The 18,272-nt window shown below is 56.3% G+C and carries 19 protein-coding genes; 6 read left to right on the plus strand and 13 right to left on the minus strand.

The window, feature by feature from the left end; genetic code table 11:
* The first annotated feature begins 87 nt into the window (after positions 1 to 87).
* Entirely contained in the window at positions 88 to 258 is a 171-nt protein-coding gene (locus DOU50_RS18270) for a YhfL family protein (protein ID WP_090420636.1), read from the plus strand.
* 143 nt (positions 259 to 401) lie between these two features.
* On the opposite strand, the gene trpS is transcribed toward DOU50_RS18270, so the two are convergent.
* From trpS to pilM, 12 genes are all read right to left on the minus strand, one after another.
* Positions 402 to 1,406 (minus strand): tryptophan--tRNA ligase, encoded by a 1,005-nt coding sequence (trpS, locus tag DOU50_RS18275; protein WP_148769869.1) that lies wholly within the window; start codon positions 1,404 to 1,406, stop codon positions 402 to 404.
* The gene (gene gph / locus DOU50_RS18280) at positions 1,399 to 2,160 is read right to left on the minus strand and encodes a phosphoglycolate phosphatase (RefSeq protein WP_024907924.1); all 762 of its coding nucleotides are present in this window, start codon (positions 2,158 to 2,160) and stop codon (positions 1,399 to 1,401) included. Before gph ends, trpS begins: the two co-directional genes overlap by 8 nt.
* Positions 2,153 to 2,830, minus strand: coding sequence for a ribulose-phosphate 3-epimerase (gene rpe / locus DOU50_RS18285; RefSeq protein WP_024907923.1), 678 nt, complete (start codon positions 2,828 to 2,830; stop codon positions 2,153 to 2,155). Before rpe ends, gph begins: the two co-directional genes overlap by 8 nt.
* Before the next feature lie 41 nt (positions 2,831 to 2,871).
* Positions 2,872 to 3,684 carry an adenine-specific DNA-methyltransferase gene (gene dam, locus DOU50_RS18290; RefSeq protein ID WP_024907922.1) on the minus strand — a complete coding sequence of 271 codons (813 nt, stop codon included), beginning with the start codon at positions 3,682 to 3,684 and terminating at the stop codon, positions 2,872 to 2,874.
* Between the two features lie 67 nt (positions 3,685 to 3,751).
* Positions 3,752 to 5,068, minus strand: coding sequence for a cell division protein DamX (gene damX / locus DOU50_RS18295; RefSeq protein ID WP_024907921.1), 1,317 nt, complete (start codon positions 5,066 to 5,068; stop codon positions 3,752 to 3,754).
* A 92-nt stretch (positions 5,069 to 5,160) separates the two neighbouring features.
* Positions 5,161 to 6,249 (minus strand): 3-dehydroquinate synthase, encoded by a 1,089-nt coding sequence (gene aroB / locus DOU50_RS18300; RefSeq protein ID WP_024907920.1) that lies wholly within the window; start codon positions 6,247 to 6,249, stop codon positions 5,161 to 5,163.
* 57 nt (positions 6,250 to 6,306) lie between these two features.
* Positions 6,307 to 6,828: a shikimate kinase AroK gene (gene aroK / locus DOU50_RS18305; RefSeq protein WP_003861630.1), complete on the minus strand. Its 522-nt coding sequence runs from the start codon at positions 6,826 to 6,828 to the stop codon at positions 6,307 to 6,309.
* A 286-nt stretch (positions 6,829 to 7,114) separates the two neighbouring features.
* Entirely contained in the window at positions 7,115 to 8,353 is a 1,239-nt protein-coding gene (gene hofQ, locus DOU50_RS18310) for a DNA uptake porin HofQ (RefSeq protein ID WP_148769870.1), read from the minus strand.
* Positions 8,265 to 8,669 (minus strand): HofP DNA utilization family protein, encoded by a 405-nt coding sequence (locus DOU50_RS18315; protein ID WP_032645261.1) that lies wholly within the window; start codon positions 8,667 to 8,669, stop codon positions 8,265 to 8,267. Before DOU50_RS18315 ends, hofQ begins: the two co-directional genes overlap by 89 nt.
* Positions 8,659 to 9,114: a HofO gene (locus tag DOU50_RS18320; protein WP_148769871.1), complete on the minus strand. Its 456-nt coding sequence runs from the start codon at positions 9,112 to 9,114 to the stop codon at positions 8,659 to 8,661. Before DOU50_RS18320 ends, DOU50_RS18315 begins: the two co-directional genes overlap by 11 nt.
* 3 nt (positions 9,115 to 9,117) lie before the next feature.
* Positions 9,118 to 9,612, minus strand: coding sequence for a PilN domain-containing protein (locus DOU50_RS18325; RefSeq protein WP_148769872.1), 495 nt, complete (start codon positions 9,610 to 9,612; stop codon positions 9,118 to 9,120).
* Positions 9,609 to 10,385 (minus strand): pilus assembly protein PilM, encoded by a 777-nt coding sequence (gene pilM / locus DOU50_RS18330; RefSeq protein WP_148769873.1) that lies wholly within the window; start codon positions 10,383 to 10,385, stop codon positions 9,609 to 9,611. Before pilM ends, DOU50_RS18325 begins: the two co-directional genes overlap by 4 nt.
* Before the next feature lie 120 nt (positions 10,386 to 10,505).
* Here pilM and mrcA point away from each other — a divergent pair, with 120 nt between their 5' ends.
* Positions 10,506 to 13,058, plus strand: coding sequence for a peptidoglycan glycosyltransferase/peptidoglycan DD-transpeptidase MrcA (mrcA, locus tag DOU50_RS18335; protein WP_032648328.1), 2,553 nt, complete (start codon positions 10,506 to 10,508; stop codon positions 13,056 to 13,058).
* Positions 13,059 to 13,137: 79 nt separating this feature from the next.
* On the opposite strand, the gene nudE is transcribed toward mrcA, so the two are convergent.
* The gene (gene nudE / locus DOU50_RS18340) at positions 13,138 to 13,698 is read right to left on the minus strand and encodes an ADP compounds hydrolase NudE (RefSeq protein WP_023333707.1); all 561 of its coding nucleotides are present in this window, start codon (positions 13,696 to 13,698) and stop codon (positions 13,138 to 13,140) included.
* A gap of 321 nt (positions 13,699 to 14,019) precedes the next feature.
* On the opposite strand from nudE, the gene DOU50_RS18345 reads away from it, so the two are divergent.
* From DOU50_RS18345 to hslO, 4 genes are all read left to right on the plus strand, one after another.
* Entirely contained in the window at positions 14,020 to 16,155 is a 2,136-nt protein-coding gene (locus DOU50_RS18345) for an intracellular growth attenuator family protein (protein ID WP_061716367.1), read from the plus strand.
* A gap of 67 nt (positions 16,156 to 16,222) precedes the next feature.
* The gene (gene yrfG, locus DOU50_RS18350) at positions 16,223 to 16,906 is read left to right on the plus strand and encodes a GMP/IMP nucleotidase (RefSeq protein WP_024907913.1); all 684 of its coding nucleotides are present in this window, start codon (positions 16,223 to 16,225) and stop codon (positions 16,904 to 16,906) included.
* Entirely contained in the window at positions 16,903 to 17,304 is a 402-nt protein-coding gene (hslR, locus tag DOU50_RS18355; RefSeq protein WP_023333710.1) for a ribosome-associated heat shock protein Hsp15, read from the plus strand. The genes yrfG and hslR overlap by 4 nt, the downstream gene beginning before the upstream one ends.
* Positions 17,305 to 17,321: 17 nt before the next feature.
* Positions 17,322 to 18,206, plus strand: a complete 885-nt coding sequence (hslO, locus tag DOU50_RS18360) for an Hsp33 family molecular chaperone HslO (RefSeq protein WP_194266160.1) — start codon at positions 17,322 to 17,324, stop codon at positions 18,204 to 18,206.
* Positions 18,207 to 18,272: the final 66 nt, after the last annotated feature.

Genomic DNA, 18,272 nt, shown 5'->3' on the forward strand with positions numbered 1-18,272 from the left:
GTCGATAACATACCGCCCCGAAGTGGAACTTTTCCCTTTATTCCATTGAGTTACATCCAATTTTCGTTTTTAAGACAAGGAATGCGTATGTTCAAACTGGCAAAAGCCGCCATTCTGGTTGGCCTGTTATCGACGCTGACTGCCTGCACCGGTCACGTACAGAACACCAAAAATAACTGCAGCTACGATTATCTGCTGCACCCGGCGATCTCCATTTCGAAGATCATCGGTGGTTGCGGCCCGGCGGCGCAGCAGTAAACGTTTTACAGGCGTAAAAAAACCGGGATGTCCCGGTTTTTTTGTTTAGAGAAGTGCGGCCTGATGCCCTCACCCTGACCCTCTCCCACAGGGAGAGGGAACAAACCCTAAAAACGGTAACGTGGTTACCGTTTTGCTTTTACTTAAGGTTTACCCACAAACCCAATCGCGTTGTATACCGCTTTCAGGGTTTCGGACGCGCGCGCGCTGGCTTTTTCCGCGCCCTCTTTCATCACCTTCTGCAGGAAGGCTTCGTCATTGCGATAGCGGTTATAGCGCTCCTGCAGCTCAGTCAGCATCCCGGAAACGGCGTCTGCCACTTCACCTTTCAGGTGGCCGTACATCTTGCCTTCGAAGTGCTGTTCCAGCTCAGGAATGCTCTGGCCGGTCACGCCGGAGAGGATATCCAGCAGGTTGGAGACGCCCGCTTTGTTCTGCACGTCGTAGCGCACAACAGGCGGCTCGTCGGAGTCGGTGACCGCGCGCTTGAGCTTTTTGACGACGGATTTCGGATCTTCCAGCAGGCCGATAACGTTGTTGCGGTTATCGTCAGACTTGGACATCTTTTTGGTCGGCTCCAGCAGCGACATCACGCGCGCACCGGATTTTGGAATAAACGGCTCTGGCACTTTGAACACATCACCGTAGATCGCGTTAAAGCGCTGGGCGATATCGCGGCTCAGCTCAAGATGCTGCTTCTGGTCTTCACCCACCGGCACCTGGTTGGTTTGATACAGCAGGATGTCTGCCGCCATCAGCACCGGATAGTCAAACAGACCGGCGTTGATGTTTTCAGAGTAGCGCGCGGATTTATCCTTGAACTGGGTCATGCGGCTCAGCTCGCCGAAATAGGTGTAGCAGTTCAGCGCCCAGCCCAGCTGCGCGTGCTCCGGCACGTGAGACTGAACGAAGATGGTGCTTTTCTCAGGATCGATGCCGCAGGCAAGGTACAGCGCCAGCGTATCGAGAGTGGCTTTGCGCAGCTTCTCAGGATCCTGACGCGCGGTAATCGCATGGAGATCGACGATGCAGTAGATGCAATGGTAGTCATCCTGCATGCTGACCCACTGACGTAACGCACCCATGTAGTTACCAATGGTCAATTCACCTGAAGGCTGTGCGCCACTAAAAACGATGGGCTTAGTCATTATTCAATTCCTGATGTTCACTGTGCGAAAGCCCGAGTGCGGGCAACAAATCTTTGAAGTGGTCGAAGACCACATCCGGCTCACTTAGCGTGATGGCCTCACCGTAGTTGTAGCCATAGGTTAATCCGACGGAAGGACACCCTGCCGCTCGGGCAGCCAGAATATCATTGCGCGAATCCCCGACAAAGAGCAGCTCCGCAGGCGTTAAGGATAATTTTCCTGCCACCAGCAAAAGCGGTTCCGGATGCGGCTTTTTGTTCTGCACGTCATCGCCGCCCACAATCACGGAGAAATACTTCGCGATATCGAGCGCTTCCAGCAGAGGTGCAACGAACGGGGTTGGCTTGTTGGTCACCAGCCCCAGCGGGATGCCCTTCGCGTGCAGCGCGCTCAGCGTTTCCTGAACGTCCGGGAACAGGAAACTGCCCTCCTCGACGGTCTCTTCGTAGAAACGATCGAACAGTTTGCGCAGAATACGCAGCTGCTCATCCTTAGGAATGTCAGCGTGATCGACGCTCGGTTTACCCTGGGCGGAACGCTGCGACGCACGCTCCTGGCGAGCCCACGTCAGCGCACGCTCCATCAGAACATCGGCGCCGTTGCCAATCCACGTTACCACGCGTTCTTCACCTGCAACGGGCAGCTCAAGTGCGTACAGCGCCTGATCTACGGCGCTCGTTAAGCCCGGCGCGCTGTCGACCAGCGTACCGTCGAGGTCGAATGCCACACCCCGAATAGCCTGTAATTTATCCATGACTTACCTTCGCCAGCTCGCGGCGCATTTCATCAATGACTTTTTTGTAATCCGGTTGGTCGAAAATGGCTGAACCGGCAACAAACATATCCGCGCCCGCTGCCGCAATTTCACCAATGTTATTCACTTTCACACCGCCGTCCACTTCCAGACGAATATCGTAGCCTGACTCGTCAATACGACGGCGAACTTCACGCAGCTTATCCAGCGTGTGGGGGATAAACGACTGGCCGCCAAAGCCCGGGTTAACGGACATCAGCAGGATCACGTCCAGCTTGTCCATGACATAGTCGAGATAGCTCAGCGGCGTGGCCGGGTTAAACACCAGACCCGCTTTACAGCCGTTCTCTTTGATCAGCTGCAGCGTGCGGTCGACGTGTTCAGAGGCTTCCGGATGGAAAGTGATGATGCTGGCACCCGCCGCGGCGAAGTCAGGCACGATGCGGTCAACAGGCTTCACCATCAGGTGAACGTCGATCGGCGCGGTAATGCCATAGTTACGCAATGCCTTGAGCACCATTGGACCAATGGTCAGATTCGGAACGTAGTGGTTATCCATCACGTCGAAATGGACGACATCTGCGCCAGCCGCGAGAGCTTTGGCGGTATCTTCACCCAGACGGGCAAAATCGGCCGACAGAATTGAGGGAGCAATCAAAAACTGTTTCATCCGCTTCTCCTTGAAATGTGTTTACCGGCGGGCAAAACGGCTCAGGGGCGATAAAGAGCCAGAAGTTCGTCCACCTTTTTACGTGTGCCGCCGTTGCTGCTAATGCTACGCCGCACTTTGACCTGAAAATGCTTCGCGGCTTTGTACCATTCGCGCGTATCAGGGGTATCGTGATTCGAAATTAACACCGGAATTCTTTTGCTGACCAGCTTTTCCGCCATCTCAGCCAGACGAGCCTGTTCGGCCGGGCTGAAGCTGTTGGTGTGATAGGCGGTGAAGTTCGCCGTCGCAGACAGCGGCGCGTAAGGCGGGTCACAGTAAACCACCGAGTTTACGCCTGCCAGTTCCATACACTCTTCATAGGAGAGGCAATGAAACTCTGCGTTCTGCGCTTTTTCGGCAAAGTGATACAGCTCGTCCTGCGGAAAATACGGGCGCTTATAGCGGCCAAAAGGCACGTTAAATTCCCCGCGCAGGTTATACCGGCACAGGCCGTTGTAACCATGTCGGTTGAGGTAGAGGAACAGCAGGGCTCTGCGGAACGGGTCCTGGCTCTGGTTAAACTCCGCGCGGTACTGGTAGTAAACGTCCGGGTTATTGTTCTCGGGCGTAAACAGTTTGCGCGCCTCGGCGACATACTCATCGGTACGCAGCTTAACGATGTTATAGAGGCTGATAAGGTCGCTGTTGATATCCGCCAGGATATAACGAGAAAAATCGGTGTTGAGGAACACCGATCCTGCACCCACGAAAGGTTCGATAAGACACTCGCCTTTAGGCAGGTGCTTTTTAATATCATCGAGCAGGGGGTATTTCCCCCCTGCCCATTTCAGAAAAGCGCGATTTTTTTTCATGCTGACTAACTGATTACACCTTCTCCAGCTGTGGAGAAAGCTCCGACAGCATCCTGCGCTTTAAACATTACTTCAGATCGGCCTGAACCTGATGAATCGGCTTCGCCCATGGGTTTTTCGCCTGAACATCAGCTGGCAGCGCCGCTACGGCACGTTTTGCTTCATCTTTGGACGAATAAACACCGCTCACCAGCACATACCACGGCTGACCGTTACGGGTCGTCTGATAAACAACGTAGTTTTTCAGATTTGATTTCTTCGCCCAGCTGTTGAGGTTGTCATAGTTAGACGAACTGCTCAGCTGCAGCGTGTAGTTGCTGGATGGCGCAGACTTCAGCGAGCCAACGTTACCTGCAGTTTTACCTGCTGCGCTGCTGGAGGCTGTTGCCGTGGCTGCTGGAGCCGTTGCTGCAGGCGCAGCTGTGGCAGCCGGTGCCGTGGTGGTCGCCGTGGCTTTCGGCGCAGTCTGCGTGACGGGCGCTTTAGCTGGCTCGCTCACCGCGGCCGTTTCGGTGTGTTTCGGCTGTGCCGGTACGGCTTTCACTTCAGGCGCTTTAACGACTGCCTGAGGTTTGGTTTCACGCTTAGGCTCAATCACCGCCTGCTTGCGTTCAGGACGTGTCGCAGTCTGCGTCTGGCGCGGCTTGGTTTCCGTCGCGGCCGCTTGCGGCTGAGCGTTACCACCGCGAACCGGGGCAACGGTTGCAGGTTCAGTTGGCAACGTAGAGTTAACCACGACGTTATCAACCTGCTGCTGGTTCTGCGGCTGCGTCAACGCATTGTTCAGGTCTCCCTGAACTTCTACGCGCTGCTGGCCTTCAGGCGTAGCAGGTGCCTGACCCTGAGCAGGGGTTGAAGAAACAGGCGGCAGAGAAACATCCTGCGGCGCTGCGGTGTTCCCTGCGGTCTGCTCTGCGGAAGTGGTACCCGGAGCAGGCTGCGCACCATTCGCCTGATTGGACGCATCGTTACCGGACAGGTTGATGCTCTTCTCAGCGGAAGCCGTTTGCTCGGTTGAGTTCGTTGACGGTGCTTTAAGCGCGGAGCCAATGCCGACAATCAGCAGCACAAGCACCAGAACGCCAAGGCCCATCATGATGTACTGGCGGGACGCCGGTTTAGGCGCAGCGGCTTTTTTACGTTTACGCGGGCGACGCTCTACAGGCTGTTCGTCCATTGAATCTTCTTCGGACTCATAATCCTCTTCTGCTCGCTCTTCGTGCGCGTTGCGGCTGCGCGAAGGGCGACGATCGTCTGCATCCAGATCAACATCGTCAAAGTTGATCTGCGGCTCGTTATCACGTTCTGAAGATTGACGAGAACGACCAGTACGACGATCGCTGGGATCGGGTTTCAGCTCGTCTTCTGGTTTGAATTCATCCATTTAACACCCCACTCAAAGGCTTATGCCAACGACTTTGCATTTCACCTGAAGCTAAACGACCACCTGCGACAGTGGCCTGACCTTTCTAGTTGTTACGCCTGCTGACAGTCAGCGATAGCGCCAAGAACGACATCGTGCGGCACTCCGCCGCGTACTTCACTCTTCCCTATTGCAAGCGGGAGTACAAGACGCATCTCACCTGCCAATACTTTTTTATCGCGCATCATGTGGGGTAAATACGCTTGCGCCGACATCTCCTGCGGCCCGGTCACCGGCAAACCTGCACGCTCAAGCAGCGCAATAATGCGTGCCGTCTCTTCCGGCTTGAACTGCCCGAGACGTTCGGAGGTGCGAGCCGCCATCACCATGCCGGCCGCAACGGCTTCACCGTGCAGCCAGTTACCGTAGCCCATTTCGGCTTCAATCGCGTGACCAAACGTATGCCCAAGATTCAGTAAAGCACGTAAGCCCGTTTCACGCTCGTCTGCGGCAACAACTTCTGCTTTCAGCTCACAGCAACGACGAATGCAGTATGCCAGTTTAGCCTCATCCAGGCCCAGCAGCGCATCCATATTCTCTTCAAGCCAGCTAAAGAACTCGCCATCCAGAATAATGCCGTATTTGATCACTTCCGCCAGACCAGAAGCCAGCTCGCGCTTCGGCAGCGTTTTCAGACAGTCGAGATCCACCACCACCGATGCGGGCTGGTAGAAGGCGCCAATCATGTTTTTACCGAGCGGATGGTTGACTGCCGTTTTGCCACCGACAGAGGAGTCGACCTGGGACAGCAACGTGGTCGGGATTTGAATAAAACGGACGCCACGTTGATAGCTTGCGGCCGCAAAACCGGTCAGATCGCCCACAACACCGCCGCCCAGGGCAAGCAGTGTTGTATCGCGACCGTGTGGTTTTTGCAGCAATGCGGTAAAGACGGTATCCAGTACCGTCAGGCTTTTATACTGCTCGCCATCGGGGAGAATCACACTGTCGACTTTTACGCCCGCCTGCTCAAGCAGGTGGCGTACGCGGTCGAGATAAAGCGGAGCCAGCGTCTCATTGGTGACCAGCATCGCCTGATCACCCGCTTTCAGTGGTAAAAAGGAAGCTGGGTCGTTAAACAAACCAGCCGCGATGGTGATAGGGTAACTACGTTCCCCGAGAGTAACTGTAATCCTCTCCATGACGCGACATCCACCTTTAATGCTTTTACCCGCAGGCGAGTGTATATAAAGCCAGAATCAGTTGCTTTCCAGCATATGAATAATCTGGTTTGCAACCACTTTAGCGCTCTGGTCGTCAGTACGAATGGTCACATCGGCAATCTCTTCATACAGCGGATTGCGTTCATCGGCCAACGCTTCCAGAACTTCGCGTGGTGGCGTTTCAACCTGCAGCAGCGGGCGCTTTTTATCGCGCTGCGTACGTGCCAGCTGTTTCTCGATAGTCGTCTCAAGATAGACCACTACGCCACGGGCGGAGAGACGGTTGCGGGTTTCGCGAGATTTCACAGAGCCGCCGCCTGTTGCCAGAACGATGCCCTGTTTTTCCGTGAGTTCGTTGATCACTTTTTCTTCTCGGTCACGGAAACCTTCTTCGCCTTCTACGTCGAAAACCCAGCCCACATCAGCTCCGGTTCGTTTCTCAATCTCTTGATCAGAATCGTAAAATTCCATATTGAGTTGTTGAGCTAACTGACGCCCAATAGTGCTTTTGCCGGCACCCATAGGCCCAACCAGAAAGATATTGCGTTTCTCTGCCATTTTATCGGTACTACTAAGACTATTCGTTAATGGTAATCCCCGCTGCGCAGACACCCGGCGTAGCAGGACATGAACTGAAACCTCATATGCAATAGAGCGAGAGTCAGACTAAAAATTATCTCAATACTCCGGCTTGTTTGGCAACTGATTAAATCACCGCGCCGGGCGCATAAGGTAATAAGACGTAAGTCCAACTCAAATCGGTACTCCTTGTATGCTAATTCATGCCCCACGTCAAACATCTGCAACAAACTGAATGCAAATTCATTGCGGGGATCGTTACCCGTCAGCGAATACCGACCAGACGTGGTGTAATAAACACCACTAACTCCCGCCGTTCGTTGTCTTTCCCGTCATGGCGAAAAAGCTGACCAAGCCAGGGGATTTTTCCCAGCCCCGGTACGCTGTCACTGCCGGTTTTGTTCTTCTGCGAAAAAATTCCGCCCAACGCCAGCGTTTCTCCACTTTTTACCTCCACCTGGGTTTCTATCTCCTGTTTGTCGATCGCCAGCGTTTCGCCGTCCGCCTGCTGCAGAACCTGTCCCGGCATATTTTCGCTGATGTGCAATTTCAGGCGCACGCGCCCTCCCGGTAACACCACCGGCGTGACCTCCATCCCTAATACCGCTTCCTTAAACTCAACGGAGGTGGCGCCGCTTTCACCGCTTGAGACCTGATACGGGATCTCACTCCCCTGCTTGATACTGGCCGGCTGCATATGCGAGGCCAGCAGCCGCGGGCTGGCGATGATATCGACCTGCTGTTTTTGCTCCAGCGCAGAGAGCTCCAGATCCAGCAGCCGACCATTGATCCGTCCGATGTTAAAACCCACGTGGCTGGTGGCGCTGGCGACGGAAAGATCGCTGCCAAGCGTGGTGAGCTGGCCAACCTTGCCCGCGTCGGTGGCGTCGGCGAGATTCCACTTCACTCCCAGCTCACGCAGGCTTTTTTCATTAATGGTCACAATGTGCGCCGCCAGCTCGACCTGTTCGACGGGAATATCCATCTGAGCGGCCCAGCGCTGCAGCGTCTCCACCACCGTCTGGTTATCCCGGATCAGCAGGCGGTTGGTGCGTTTGTCGACAGATAAACTCCCCTTCGGGCTCAGGAGTTTTTCCGCGGCTTTTTGCAGCTCTCCGGCATCGGCATAGGAAAAAGGGATAGTGTGAGACACCAGCGGCGCATCAAGCTGTCGACGCGCCCGCTCCTGTTCTGAACGTTCCTGCTGTTCACGCTGCCAGGCGGCGGTATGCACGTAAAAAATGCCCGCGTCCTCGCGCAGGACAAGTCCGGCACTGGAGACTACCGTCCGTAACGCCTGCCGCCAGGGGACGTGCGTCAGGTTGAGCGAAATCGTGCCGTTGACATCAGGCGAGACCACCAGATTACGGTTCTCATGTGCGACCAGGGCCTGTAACACCTGGACCACAGGAACGTCATCCACCACCAGCGTGACCGGTTTTGGCGCGGCGGCCCACAGCGGATGGCTGAACGCCAGCAGCCACAGCATTATCCGTAAATTCATTCTTATCCGTTCCTTCTCGTTGCCACGTCCATTTTTCTGGTTCACATGTGTCACCCACATCAACAACCAGTTCCGTTGCATTGATGGCTGTTATCGTCCAGCCTGCCGGGAAGCGCTCATGCGTTTTCAGCCGGTACCAGCGCTTTTGCCCATCCTGTAAAATGCCGATAGCCTGCTGTCCTCCCACCATGCCGCGATAGTGCCACTGCGCCAGCTCGCCAATGGCGCAGGGATCGTCCGGCGGGTGAAACGGATCGCGCATGCCGGTCAATAGCAGCGCTGAGCAAACCAGCAAATATCGCGCGCTATTTCGCATGTGCCAGCTCCAGCCGCAGGCGCAACGCCGTACCTTGTGGCGAAATCGCAAAAGCGGCGATCTGCACATCCCGCTGCGCCAGCCGGGAAAAAAGCGCCGGAAGCGCCTGCCACTCAACCTCCAGCATCAGTTCCCCTCCGTTCTGCAGCGGCTTCCAGTGAACCAGCGTCGTGTTATCACCCTGAAAATCGAGCGGGGAAAAAGATATCATCTCCCGTGATTCCGGCGTTTCCGGACGAAACGGCACCTTTCTGACCGCAGGCCATAACGCTGCGTTAGCTCTCGTGTCCTGAATCAGCTGGCGCTGTCGTTCAGCACACTGCCTCTCTACCGGTCTGAGCAAGGTGCCCCACGCGGCCAGTCCTGCCAGGAGACTCCCCAGACACCAGAAGAGCACCCGATACCAGGGACGGCTTTCGCACCAGCGTTCTAACAGGGTATCCACGCGTTACCCCTCGCTTTTAAGCTGAAGGGTGAACATCCAGCGCCCCTGGCTGTCCCGCCGAAGCTCACCCGCCGTCCCTGGCGTAAAACCCGCTATTTGGCCAAGCGCATCGCGCAGAGCAGACAGGGCCGGCAGGGTTATGGCATACCCGCTCAGCATCAGAGCAGGAGGCTGATAGCGCAGCTCTGTCAGCCAGACCTGTGCCGGAATGGTGCGGGAAAGGGCTTCCAGCACCGGTTGCCATGCACGTCGTTGAATTTCCTTCGCTGGCAGCTGCGCCTGTGAGGCGAGTCTCTGCCGGGAGAGAAGCACATGCTGCACGGCCTGCATGCCCGTCAGATCCGTTTGCAGCGCGTGCAGCCTCATAAGAGGGTTCATCCGCAGACAGAAAATGGCCATGAAGATTAACAGTACGGTACCGACACACATTGCGCCCCAGAAACGCAGGCATCGCGCGCGTCGCTGCTGACGCCAGGGCAGAAAGTTCATGATGCTCATCCGGGCACCTCGCTCATGGCCAGCGCCAGCGCAACGGTATAATCAGCGCCGCAGTCCGGCAGCGGGGCATGGCAGCGCTCAAGGATTTCCCACGGGTCACGTCGGCTATCAAACAGCGCGATGTCATCCGGACCAAGCGCCAGCAGCGCCGACAGCTCAGCCACATTGTCTGCTTCTGTGGTAAAGCGTCGTCCCCACTGGTGGCGCATCGCCCAGAGCCACTGCCGCTCGTCCCGCCAGGCGATGCACTTCGCTGGTGTCACCGCAGGAAGAAGATTCGCCAGAGCGCTGGCATCCGGCGTAATGGTCATCAGCCGCAAACGCAGCGCCTTCGCCAGCGCCAGAAGGGTGTCGACCTCGTTGTTTTGTGCGGCTGTCACCTGAAAGGTATTGCTGAACGTATCCTGCACGTAATCGAAACAGAGCGTATCGGCAGACATCTCCAGTTCGCGGGCGAGCGCGGCGCCAAGCCATGAGAGCTGCTCGCTGTCGCGCAGCGCAACGGTCGGGCGGGCAAGCGACCGCTGCAGGGTGCGGGCTGTCGGGAAAGAGAGGAACGCCCGGTGGTAGTGCGGCAGCGTTTTTCGCCAGTCGCGTAACGCATCAACCAGCTGTTCTGGCTGATAAATTTTGCCGTCACGAATGATGCCTTCAGCCAGCGGGATTGCCCACCAGCGCCGCAAACACCAGCCGGACTTCTCCCGGGCCAGTGCGACGATCAGTACCCTATCCTGTTGAATATGAATGCCCGTTTGCCATGTTTTGAAAGCCATGCTTCACGATCTCCTTATCGCCCGTCACCCTGACGGCTATATCAATGAATCAGGCTTGCCTTTATACTACCGCGCGATTGTTTAGAAACTGCCCAAGTGAAACCAAATGGGAAATCTCCGGTGAAGTTCGTAAAGTATTTATTCATCCTTGCAGTCTGTTGCATTCTGCTGGGAGCAGGCTCGATTTACGGTTTGTACAAATATATTGAGCCACAGCTACCTGATGTCGCCACGCTTCGCGATGTGCGACTCCAGATCCCGATGCAAGTCTATAGCGCCGATGGCGAGCTCATGGCGCAGTATGGCGAGAAGCGTCGTATTCCGCTGACCTTAAACCAAATTCCCCCCGTGATGGTGAAAGCCTTTATCGCCACGGAGGACAGCCGTTTTTACGAGCACCACGGTGTCGATCCTGTGGGGATTTTCCGCGCCGCGAGCATTGCGCTGTTCTCTGGTCACGCCTCTCAGGGAGCGAGTACCATTACGCAGCAGCTGGCGCGTAACTTCTTCCTCAGCCCTGAAAAGACGCTGATACGTAAGATCAAAGAGGTGTTCCTTGCGATCCGTATTGAACAGCTGCTGAGCAAAGACGAAATCCTTGAGCTGTACCTCAACAAAATCTACCTGGGCTACCGCGCCTATGGCGTGGGGGCTGCCGCACAGGTGTACTTCGGTAAGCCTGTTGAGCAACTCACCTTAAGCGAAATGGCAACCATTGCCGGTCTGCCAAAAGCGCCGTCCACGTTTAACCCGCTCTACTCGCTCGATCGCGCCACCGCGCGTCGGAACGTCGTCCTGTCACGTATGCTGAGCGAAGGCTACATCAGCCAGAGCGAGTACGAGCAGGCGCGTAACGATGTCATTGACGCTAACTACCACGCCCCTGAGATCGCCTTCGCCTCCCCTTACCTGACCGAGATGGTTCGCCAGGAGATGGTGAATCGTTATGGCGACAAGGCCTATGAAGATGGCTATCGCGTGTACACCACCGTCACCCGCAAAGTTCAGCAGGCGGCGCAGGAAGCGGTACGCAACAACGTGATGGACTACGATATGCGTCACGGCTATCGCGGCCCGTCAAACGTGCTGTGGAAAGTGGGCGAAAGCGCGTGGGACAGCAAAAAAATCACCAGTACGCTGAAGGCGCTGCCAACCTACGGTCCGCTCCTTCCTGCCGTGGTGACACAGGCCGATCCTCAGGAGGCCGTTGCGACGCTTGCGGACGGTACCTCCGTCTCCCTGCGTATGGACGGTATCCGCTGGGCGCGTCCGTACCGCTCGGATACGCTGCAGGGCGCCACGCCGCGTAAAGTGACCGACGCGGTACAAACCGGGCAGCAAATCTGGGTGCGCAAGGTAGGTGAATCCTGGTGGCTGGCGCAGGTGCCGGACGTCAACTCGGCCCTGGTCTCTATCAACCCGCAGAACGGCGCCATCCTGGCCCTGGTCGGCGGGTTTGATTTCAACCAGAGCAAATTTAACCGCGCCACCCAGGCGCTGCGTCAGGTCGGTTCCAATATCAAACCGTTCCTCTACACGGCAGCGATGGATAAGGGCTTGACCCTCGCCAGCATCCTTAACGACGTGCCAATTTCCCGCTGGGATGCCGGTGCCGGTTCCGACTGGCAGCCGAAGAACTCCCCTGCGGAGTATGCCGGTCCTATTCGTCTTCGTCAGGGCCTGGGACAGTCGAAAAACGTGGTGATGGTACGCGCCATGCGCGCGATGGGCGTCGACTATGCCGCAGAGTATCTGCAGCGCTTCGGCTTCCCGGCGCAGAATATCGTTCGCACCGAGTCGCTGGCGTTGGGCTCAGCCTCCTTTACGCCGCTTCAGGTTGCACGCGGGTACTCGGTGATGGCCAACGGCGGCTTCCTGATTGATCCGTACTTCATCAGCAAGATCGAGAACGACCAGGGTGGCGTGCTGTTTGAAGCGAAGCCGAAAATTGCCTGCCCTGACTGCGATATTCCAGTCATTTATGGCAATACGCCGAAATCCGACGTGCTTGAAAACAAGGACATGGAAGACCCGGCCGTGTCGCAGGAGCAGCAGAACGGCGTTGTGCCGCAGCCGCAGCTGGAACAGGCGAACCAGGCGCTGGTGGCGCAGACCGGTGCGCAGCAGTATGCCCCGCATGTGATCAACACGCCGCTGTCGTTCCTGATCAAAAGCGCGCTGAACACCAACATCTTCGGTGAACCGGGCTGGCAGGGTACCGGCTGGCGTGCAGGACGTGATTTGCAGCGCCATGATATCGGCGGTAAAACGGGGACAACCAACAGCTCGAAAGACGCGTGGTTCTCCGGTTACGGGCCGGGCGTGGTGACATCGGTCTGGATCGGCTTCGACGATCACCGCCGCGATTTAGGGCGTACCACGGCCTCCGGCGCGATTAAGGATCAGATTTCCGGCTACGAAGGCGGAGCGAAGAGCGCGCAGCCGGCCTGGGACGCCTACATGAAGTCCGTTCTTGAAGGCGTGCCGGAGCAGCCGCTGACGCCACCGCCGGGCGTGGTGACGGTCAATATCGACCGCAGCACGGGCCAGCTCGCCAACGGCGGTAACAGTCGCGAAGAGTATTTCATTGAGGGCACGCAGCCAACCACACAGGCGGTGCACGAGGTGGGTACAGAGATCATCGATAACGGCGAAACGCACGAGCTGTTCTAAAAATAAAAATGCCCGGTAAAAACCGGGCAAAGCATCGTAGGCCGGGTAAGGCGAAGCCGCCACCCGGCTTTTTTATGGCCTACAGTCGCCCCTGCCCCTTCAACCACTCCCGTACCAGGAACAGTGCGCTCACATTGCGAGCCTCATTAAAGTCAGGGTCTTCCAGCAGATCCATCAGGTGCGCCAGCGGCCAGCGAACCTGCGGCAGCGGCTCCGGCTCATCCCCTTCCAGCGATTCAGGATAGAGATCTTCAGCGACCACAATATTCATTTTGCTGGAAAAATAAGACGGCGCCATGCTCAGTTTTTTCAGGAATGAAAGCTCATTCGCCCCGAAACCGACCTCTTCTTTCAGCTCGCGGTTTGCCGCTTCAAAGACGGTTTCACCCGGATCGATAAGCCCTTTCGAGAACCCAAGCTCGTAAGATTCCGTTCCCACAGCGTATTCGCGGATCAAAATCAGATGATCGTCGATAATGGGAATAATCATCACCGCTTCGCGCGACGAGGGGCGCATACGTTCATAAACGCGACGCACACCGTTGCTGAACTCCAGGTCCACACTTTCAACATTAAACAGCCGCGATTTGGCGACAGTTTCAACATTCAGAATGGTGGGTTTTTGTAGTGGTTTGCTCATCGTGATGGGTCTTAGCAGTGAGAACTGGGGTTATTGTGCGATACGCCGCACGGTTTCGGCAATGTCAATTGTTCTGTATTTACATTTGTGCAACGTAGCAGGAATCAATCCTCAATTCAAAACAAATGTCAAGAGGTTGAAATGTTTCCAGGAATTTGCTGATATCGCGCCATAACAGGCTTTGCTATCATCACCGGTCACTGGGATGCGCTTCAGAATGCTCAAGTTCGACTCCATACTTGCCGATAGCCAACCACAGACACTCATTCAATGTAAAGGTGCTACTGACTACACCTGTAAGATAAGTAAGATGGGGAAAGCATGAGCACCATTTTGATTGTTCTCGCTGCTATGCTGGCCGGCGCATTGGTTGCAGGGTGGATGTACAGGCGCCGCGTACAGCGCCGTTATCGTCTGCCCTTTTTAAATGCATTTGCGGGCGCGACCACGCGTAAACTCACGCAAGACGAGCGCGATGCAGTTGAAAACTATCTCGAAATCCTGAACCGTTCTCAGCTCACGCCTGGGCCAACGGGAGCTACCGCCGCCCCCGTCGCGCTAAAGCTCAATGCGCAAAGTGATACCGTGCTCTGCGTGACGCGCTCCATCACGCGCTATGGCATCACCACTGATGACCCCAACAAATGGCGCTATTACCTGGATTCCGTCGAAGTGCATCTCCCTCCGTCCTGGGAGCAATACATTAATGACGAAAACAGCGTTGAGCTGATTCACACCGATTCGTTGCCCCTGGTTATTTCGCTTAACGGCCACACGCTGAATGAATACCTTCAGGAAGCCCCGCGTTTTGCGCTGGAGCGTGCGAGTTCAACGCAGGCTTCCATTCGTGGCGAAGAGACTGAGCAGATCGAACTGCTGAATATTCGCCAGGAAACCCATGAAGAGTACGCCCTGAGCCGCCCGGACGGCATTCGTGAAGCGCTTCTGATCGTCTCCGCCTTCCTGCTCTTTTTTGTCTGCCTGTTGACGCCGGATGTGTTTGTCCCCTGGCTGGCGGGAGGCGCGGTGCTGCTGCTGGCGGCCGGGCTTTGGGGTCTCTTTGCCCCACCGGCCAAAACCTCGTTGCGCGAGATCCACTGCCTGCGCGGTACGCCAAAGCGCTGGGGCCTGTTCGGTGAAAACGATCAGGAACATCTCAATAATATTTCGCTCGGTATTATCGACCTGATCTACCCGCGCCACTGGCAACCGTGGATTGCGCAGGACCTGGGTCAGAAAACGGATATTGATATCTACCTTGACCGACACGTTGTGCGTCAGGGGCGCTTCTTATCCCTGCATGATGAAGTGAAAAATTTCCCGCTTCAGCACTGGCTTCGCAGCACGGTCATTGCCGGAGGCGCGGCGCTGGTCTTAGTCATGCTGCTGCTTTTCGTGCCGCTGGATATGCCCATCAAATTCACCCTGTCGTGGATCAAAGGGGCGCAAACCATCGAAGCGACCAGCGTCAACAAGCTGGATGAAGCCGGTGTGCGCGTGGGGGACACGCTGCGCCTGAAGGGTACCGGGATGTGTAATATTCACACCCCGGGGGCGTGGAACACCCGCCAGAATTCGCCGTTTATGCCGTTCGACTGCTCGCAAATTATCTGGAACGACGCTCCGCCGCTGCCGCTGCCGGAATCCGAAGTGGTGAATAAAGCCACGGCCCTTACCCAGACGGTGAACCGCCAGCTGCACCCGAAAACGGACGATGACTCGCGCGTCAGCCCCGCGCTGCGCTCTGCCATTCAAAAATCAGGCATGGTTCTGCTGGATGATTTTGGTGACATCGTCCTGAAAACGCAGGATTTATGCTCCTCTCAGGATGAGTGCATACGTCTTAAAAACGCCCTGGTAAACCTGGGTAACAGTAAAGACTGGGACTCGCTGGTGAAACGCGCCGAAGCGGGACGACTGGACGGTGTTAACGTGCTGCTGCGTCCGGTGAGCGCTGAATCGCTGGATAACCTGGTCGCCACCTCCACCTCGCCGTTCATGATGCGCGAGACCACCCGTGCGGCTCAGGCGCTGAACAGCCCGGCACCGGGTGGGTTTGTGATTGTCAGCGATGAGGGCAGCGACCTGGTCGATCAGCCTTACCCGCAGGTTGCGCTTTACGACTACCCGGCGCAGGAGCAGTGGAGCCAATTCCAGCGCCTGGCGCAGATGCTGATGCAAACGCCGTTCAGTGCCGAAGGGATCGTCACAAGCCTTTACACCGACGCCAACGGCACTCGCCATATCGGCCTGCACCGGATGCCGGATAGCGCAGGGCTATGGCGTTACATCGGCACCTCTCTGCTGATGACCGCAATGCTGATTGCCATTTTCTGGAACGGCTTTATGGCCCTGCGCCGCTACCAGCGCTCGCGCACCCGGCTTGCCGAGATCCAGCAATATTACGAAAACTGCCTCAATCCTAAGCTGATCCCCTCCTCTGAGAGCCTGATCTGATAACGTCGTTGCGCGACAAGATGTGCTACCCTGTCGCGCACGTTTCTTCTGGCTGGAGTTCCCCCTTATGCACCTTGATATCGCCTGGCAGGAGGTTGATACCGTTCTGCTGGATATGGACGGCACGCTGCTCGATCTCGCCTTTGATAACTATTTCTGGCAAACGCTGGTTCCTGAAACCTATGGCGAGCAGCAGGGGATCTCCCCGGCAGAAGCGCAGGCATTCATTCGTTCGCAATATAGCGCGGTCCAACATACGCTAAACTGGTACTGTCTTGACTACTGGAGCGATCGCCTCGGTCTGGATATTTGTGCCATGACGACCGCCCAGGGTCCACGCGCCGTATTGCGCGAGGATACGGTTCCGTTCCTGGATGCGCTGAAAGCAAGCGGCAAGCGCCGTATTTTACTGACCAACGCGCATCCACATAATCTGGCGGTGAAGCTGGAGCATACGGGTCTGGCGTCGCACCTTGATTTATTACTTTCCACCCACACATTTGGTTATCCGAAAGAGGATCAGCGGTTGTGGCATGCGGTGAAGGAAGAGACGGGTTTGCAGCCAGAACGTACGCTGTTCATTGATGACAGCGAGCCCATTCTGGATTCCGCGGCAAAGTTTGGCATCCGCTACTGTTTGGGCGTTACCAATCCTGACTCTGGCCTGGCTGAAAAAAGCTATCTGCGCCACCCTGGACTGAACGACTATCGCCAGATGATCCCCTCACTGACCGTGAAGGAGACGCCATGAAAGAAAAACCCTCTGACGGGGTAAGACTGGATAAATGGCTGTGGGCTGCGCGTTTTTATAAAACACGCGCCCTTGCCCGCGAGATGGTTGACGGCGGAAAAGTGCATTACAACGGCCAGCGCAGCAAACCGAGCAAGCTGGTTGAGCTGAATGCCACCTTAACGCTGCGTCAGGGCAACGATGAACGTACGGTAGTGATTAAAGCCATTACCGAACAACGTCGACCCGCAACGGAAGCCGTACTGCTTTATGAAGAGACGGCGGAGAGCATTGAAAAGCGCGAGAAGACCGCTCTGGCGCGCAAAATGAACGCGCTGACGATGCCTCACCCGGACCGGCGACCGGATAAAAAAGAGCGCCGCGACCTGATGAAATTTAAACACGGTGAGACTGAATAACCTCACCCGCACGAGAGATGAAAATGGCCCAACACGACCAATTACACCGCTATCTGTTTGAACAATTCGCCGTGCGCGGCGAGCTGGTCACCGTATCTGAAACCTGGAAACAGATTCTGGAAAACCACAACTACCCGCTGCCGGTGAAGACCCTGTTGGGCGAACTGCTGGTTGCCACCAGCCTGCTGACGGCGACGCTGAAGTTTGCCGGTGATATCACCGTGCAGCTGCAGGGTGACGGCCCGATGACGCTGGCGGTCATTAACGGCAATAACCAGCAGCAGATGCGCGGCGTCGCGCGCGTTCAGGGCGACGTGCCTGAAAATGCAGACCTCAAAACGCTGGTGGGTAATGGCTACCTGGTGATCACCATCTCCCCTGAGGAAGGTGAGCGCTATCAGGGCGTGGTGGGTCTGGAAGGCGATACCCTGGCGGCCTGCCTGGAAGATTACTTTATGCGTTCTGAACAGCTGCCGACGCGTCTGTTCATCCGCACCGGTGAAGTGGACAGTCAGCCTGCTGCAGGCGGTATGCTGCTGCAGGTTCTGCCTGCGCAGGACGCGCAGACCAATGACTTTGAGCACCTGGCGACGCTGACAGAAACCATCAAAGCGGAAGAGTTGTTCAACCTGTCAGCGACTGACGTGCTGTGGCGTCTGTACCACGAAGAAGAAGTGACCGTTTATGACCCGCAGTCCGTGGAATTTAAGTGCACCTGCTCCCGCGAACGCTGCGCTGGCGCACTGAAAACCCTGCCGGACGAAGAGATCGACAGCATCATGGCGGAAGACGGTGAAATTGATATGCACTGTGACTACTGCGGTACGCACTATGTGTTCAATTCAATGGATATCGCTGAGATCCGCAATAACGCCTCCCCGGCAGATCCACAGGTTCACTAAACCTCTTTCCCCTCACCCTATAACCCTCTCCCCTTCGAGGAGAGGGCTGGGGTGAGGGTAAAAACT

The sequence above is a fragment of the Enterobacter sp. C6 genome, assembly GCF_008122455.1.
Classification (GTDB): domain Bacteria; phylum Pseudomonadota; class Gammaproteobacteria; order Enterobacterales; family Enterobacteriaceae; genus Enterobacter; species Enterobacter pseudoroggenkampii.

Excerpts from the sequence above, each read along its gene's own strand:
- DOU50_RS18270 (WP_090420636.1), top strand. The coding sequence starts at position 88 with ATGTTCAAACTGGCAAAAGCCGCCATTCTGGTTGGCCTGTTATCGACG.
- trpS (WP_148769869.1), bottom strand. The coding sequence starts at position 1,406 with ATGACTAAGCCCATCGTTTTTAGTGGCGCACAGCCTTCAGGTGAATTG.
- gph (WP_024907924.1), bottom strand. The coding sequence starts at position 2,160 with ATGGATAAATTACAGGCTATTCGGGGTGTGGCATTCGACCTCGACGGT.
- rpe (WP_024907923.1), bottom strand. The coding sequence starts at position 2,830 with ATGAAACAGTTTTTGATTGCTCCCTCAATTCTGTCGGCCGATTTTGCC.
- dam (WP_024907922.1), bottom strand. The coding sequence starts at position 3,684 with ATGAAAAAAAATCGCGCTTTTCTGAAATGGGCAGGGGGGAAATACCCC.
- damX (WP_024907921.1), bottom strand. The coding sequence starts at position 5,068 with ATGGATGAATTCAAACCAGAAGACGAGCTGAAACCCGATCCCAGCGAT.
- aroB (WP_024907920.1), bottom strand. The coding sequence starts at position 6,249 with ATGGAGAGGATTACAGTTACTCTCGGGGAACGTAGTTACCCTATCACC.
- aroK (WP_003861630.1), bottom strand. The coding sequence starts at position 6,828 with ATGGCAGAGAAACGCAATATCTTTCTGGTTGGGCCTATGGGTGCCGGC.
- hofQ (WP_148769870.1), bottom strand. The coding sequence starts at position 8,353 with ATGAATTTACGGATAATGCTGTGGCTGCTGGCGTTCAGCCATCCGCTG.
- DOU50_RS18315 (WP_032645261.1), bottom strand. The coding sequence starts at position 8,669 with ATGCGAAATAGCGCGCGATATTTGCTGGTTTGCTCAGCGCTGCTATTG.
- DOU50_RS18325 (WP_148769872.1), bottom strand. The coding sequence starts at position 9,612 with ATGAGCATCATGAACTTTCTGCCCTGGCGTCAGCAGCGACGCGCGCGA.
- pilM (WP_148769873.1), bottom strand. The coding sequence starts at position 10,385 with ATGGCTTTCAAAACATGGCAAACGGGCATTCATATTCAACAGGATAGG.
- nudE (WP_023333707.1), bottom strand. The coding sequence starts at position 13,698 with ATGAGCAAACCACTACAAAAACCCACCATTCTGAATGTTGAAACTGTC.
- DOU50_RS18345 (WP_061716367.1), top strand. The coding sequence starts at position 14,020 with ATGAGCACCATTTTGATTGTTCTCGCTGCTATGCTGGCCGGCGCATTG.
- yrfG (WP_024907913.1), top strand. The coding sequence starts at position 16,223 with ATGCACCTTGATATCGCCTGGCAGGAGGTTGATACCGTTCTGCTGGAT.
- hslR (WP_023333710.1), top strand. The coding sequence starts at position 16,903 with ATGAAAGAAAAACCCTCTGACGGGGTAAGACTGGATAAATGGCTGTGG.
- hslO (WP_194266160.1), top strand. The coding sequence starts at position 17,322 with ATGAAAATGGCCCAACACGACCAATTACACCGCTATCTGTTTGAACAA.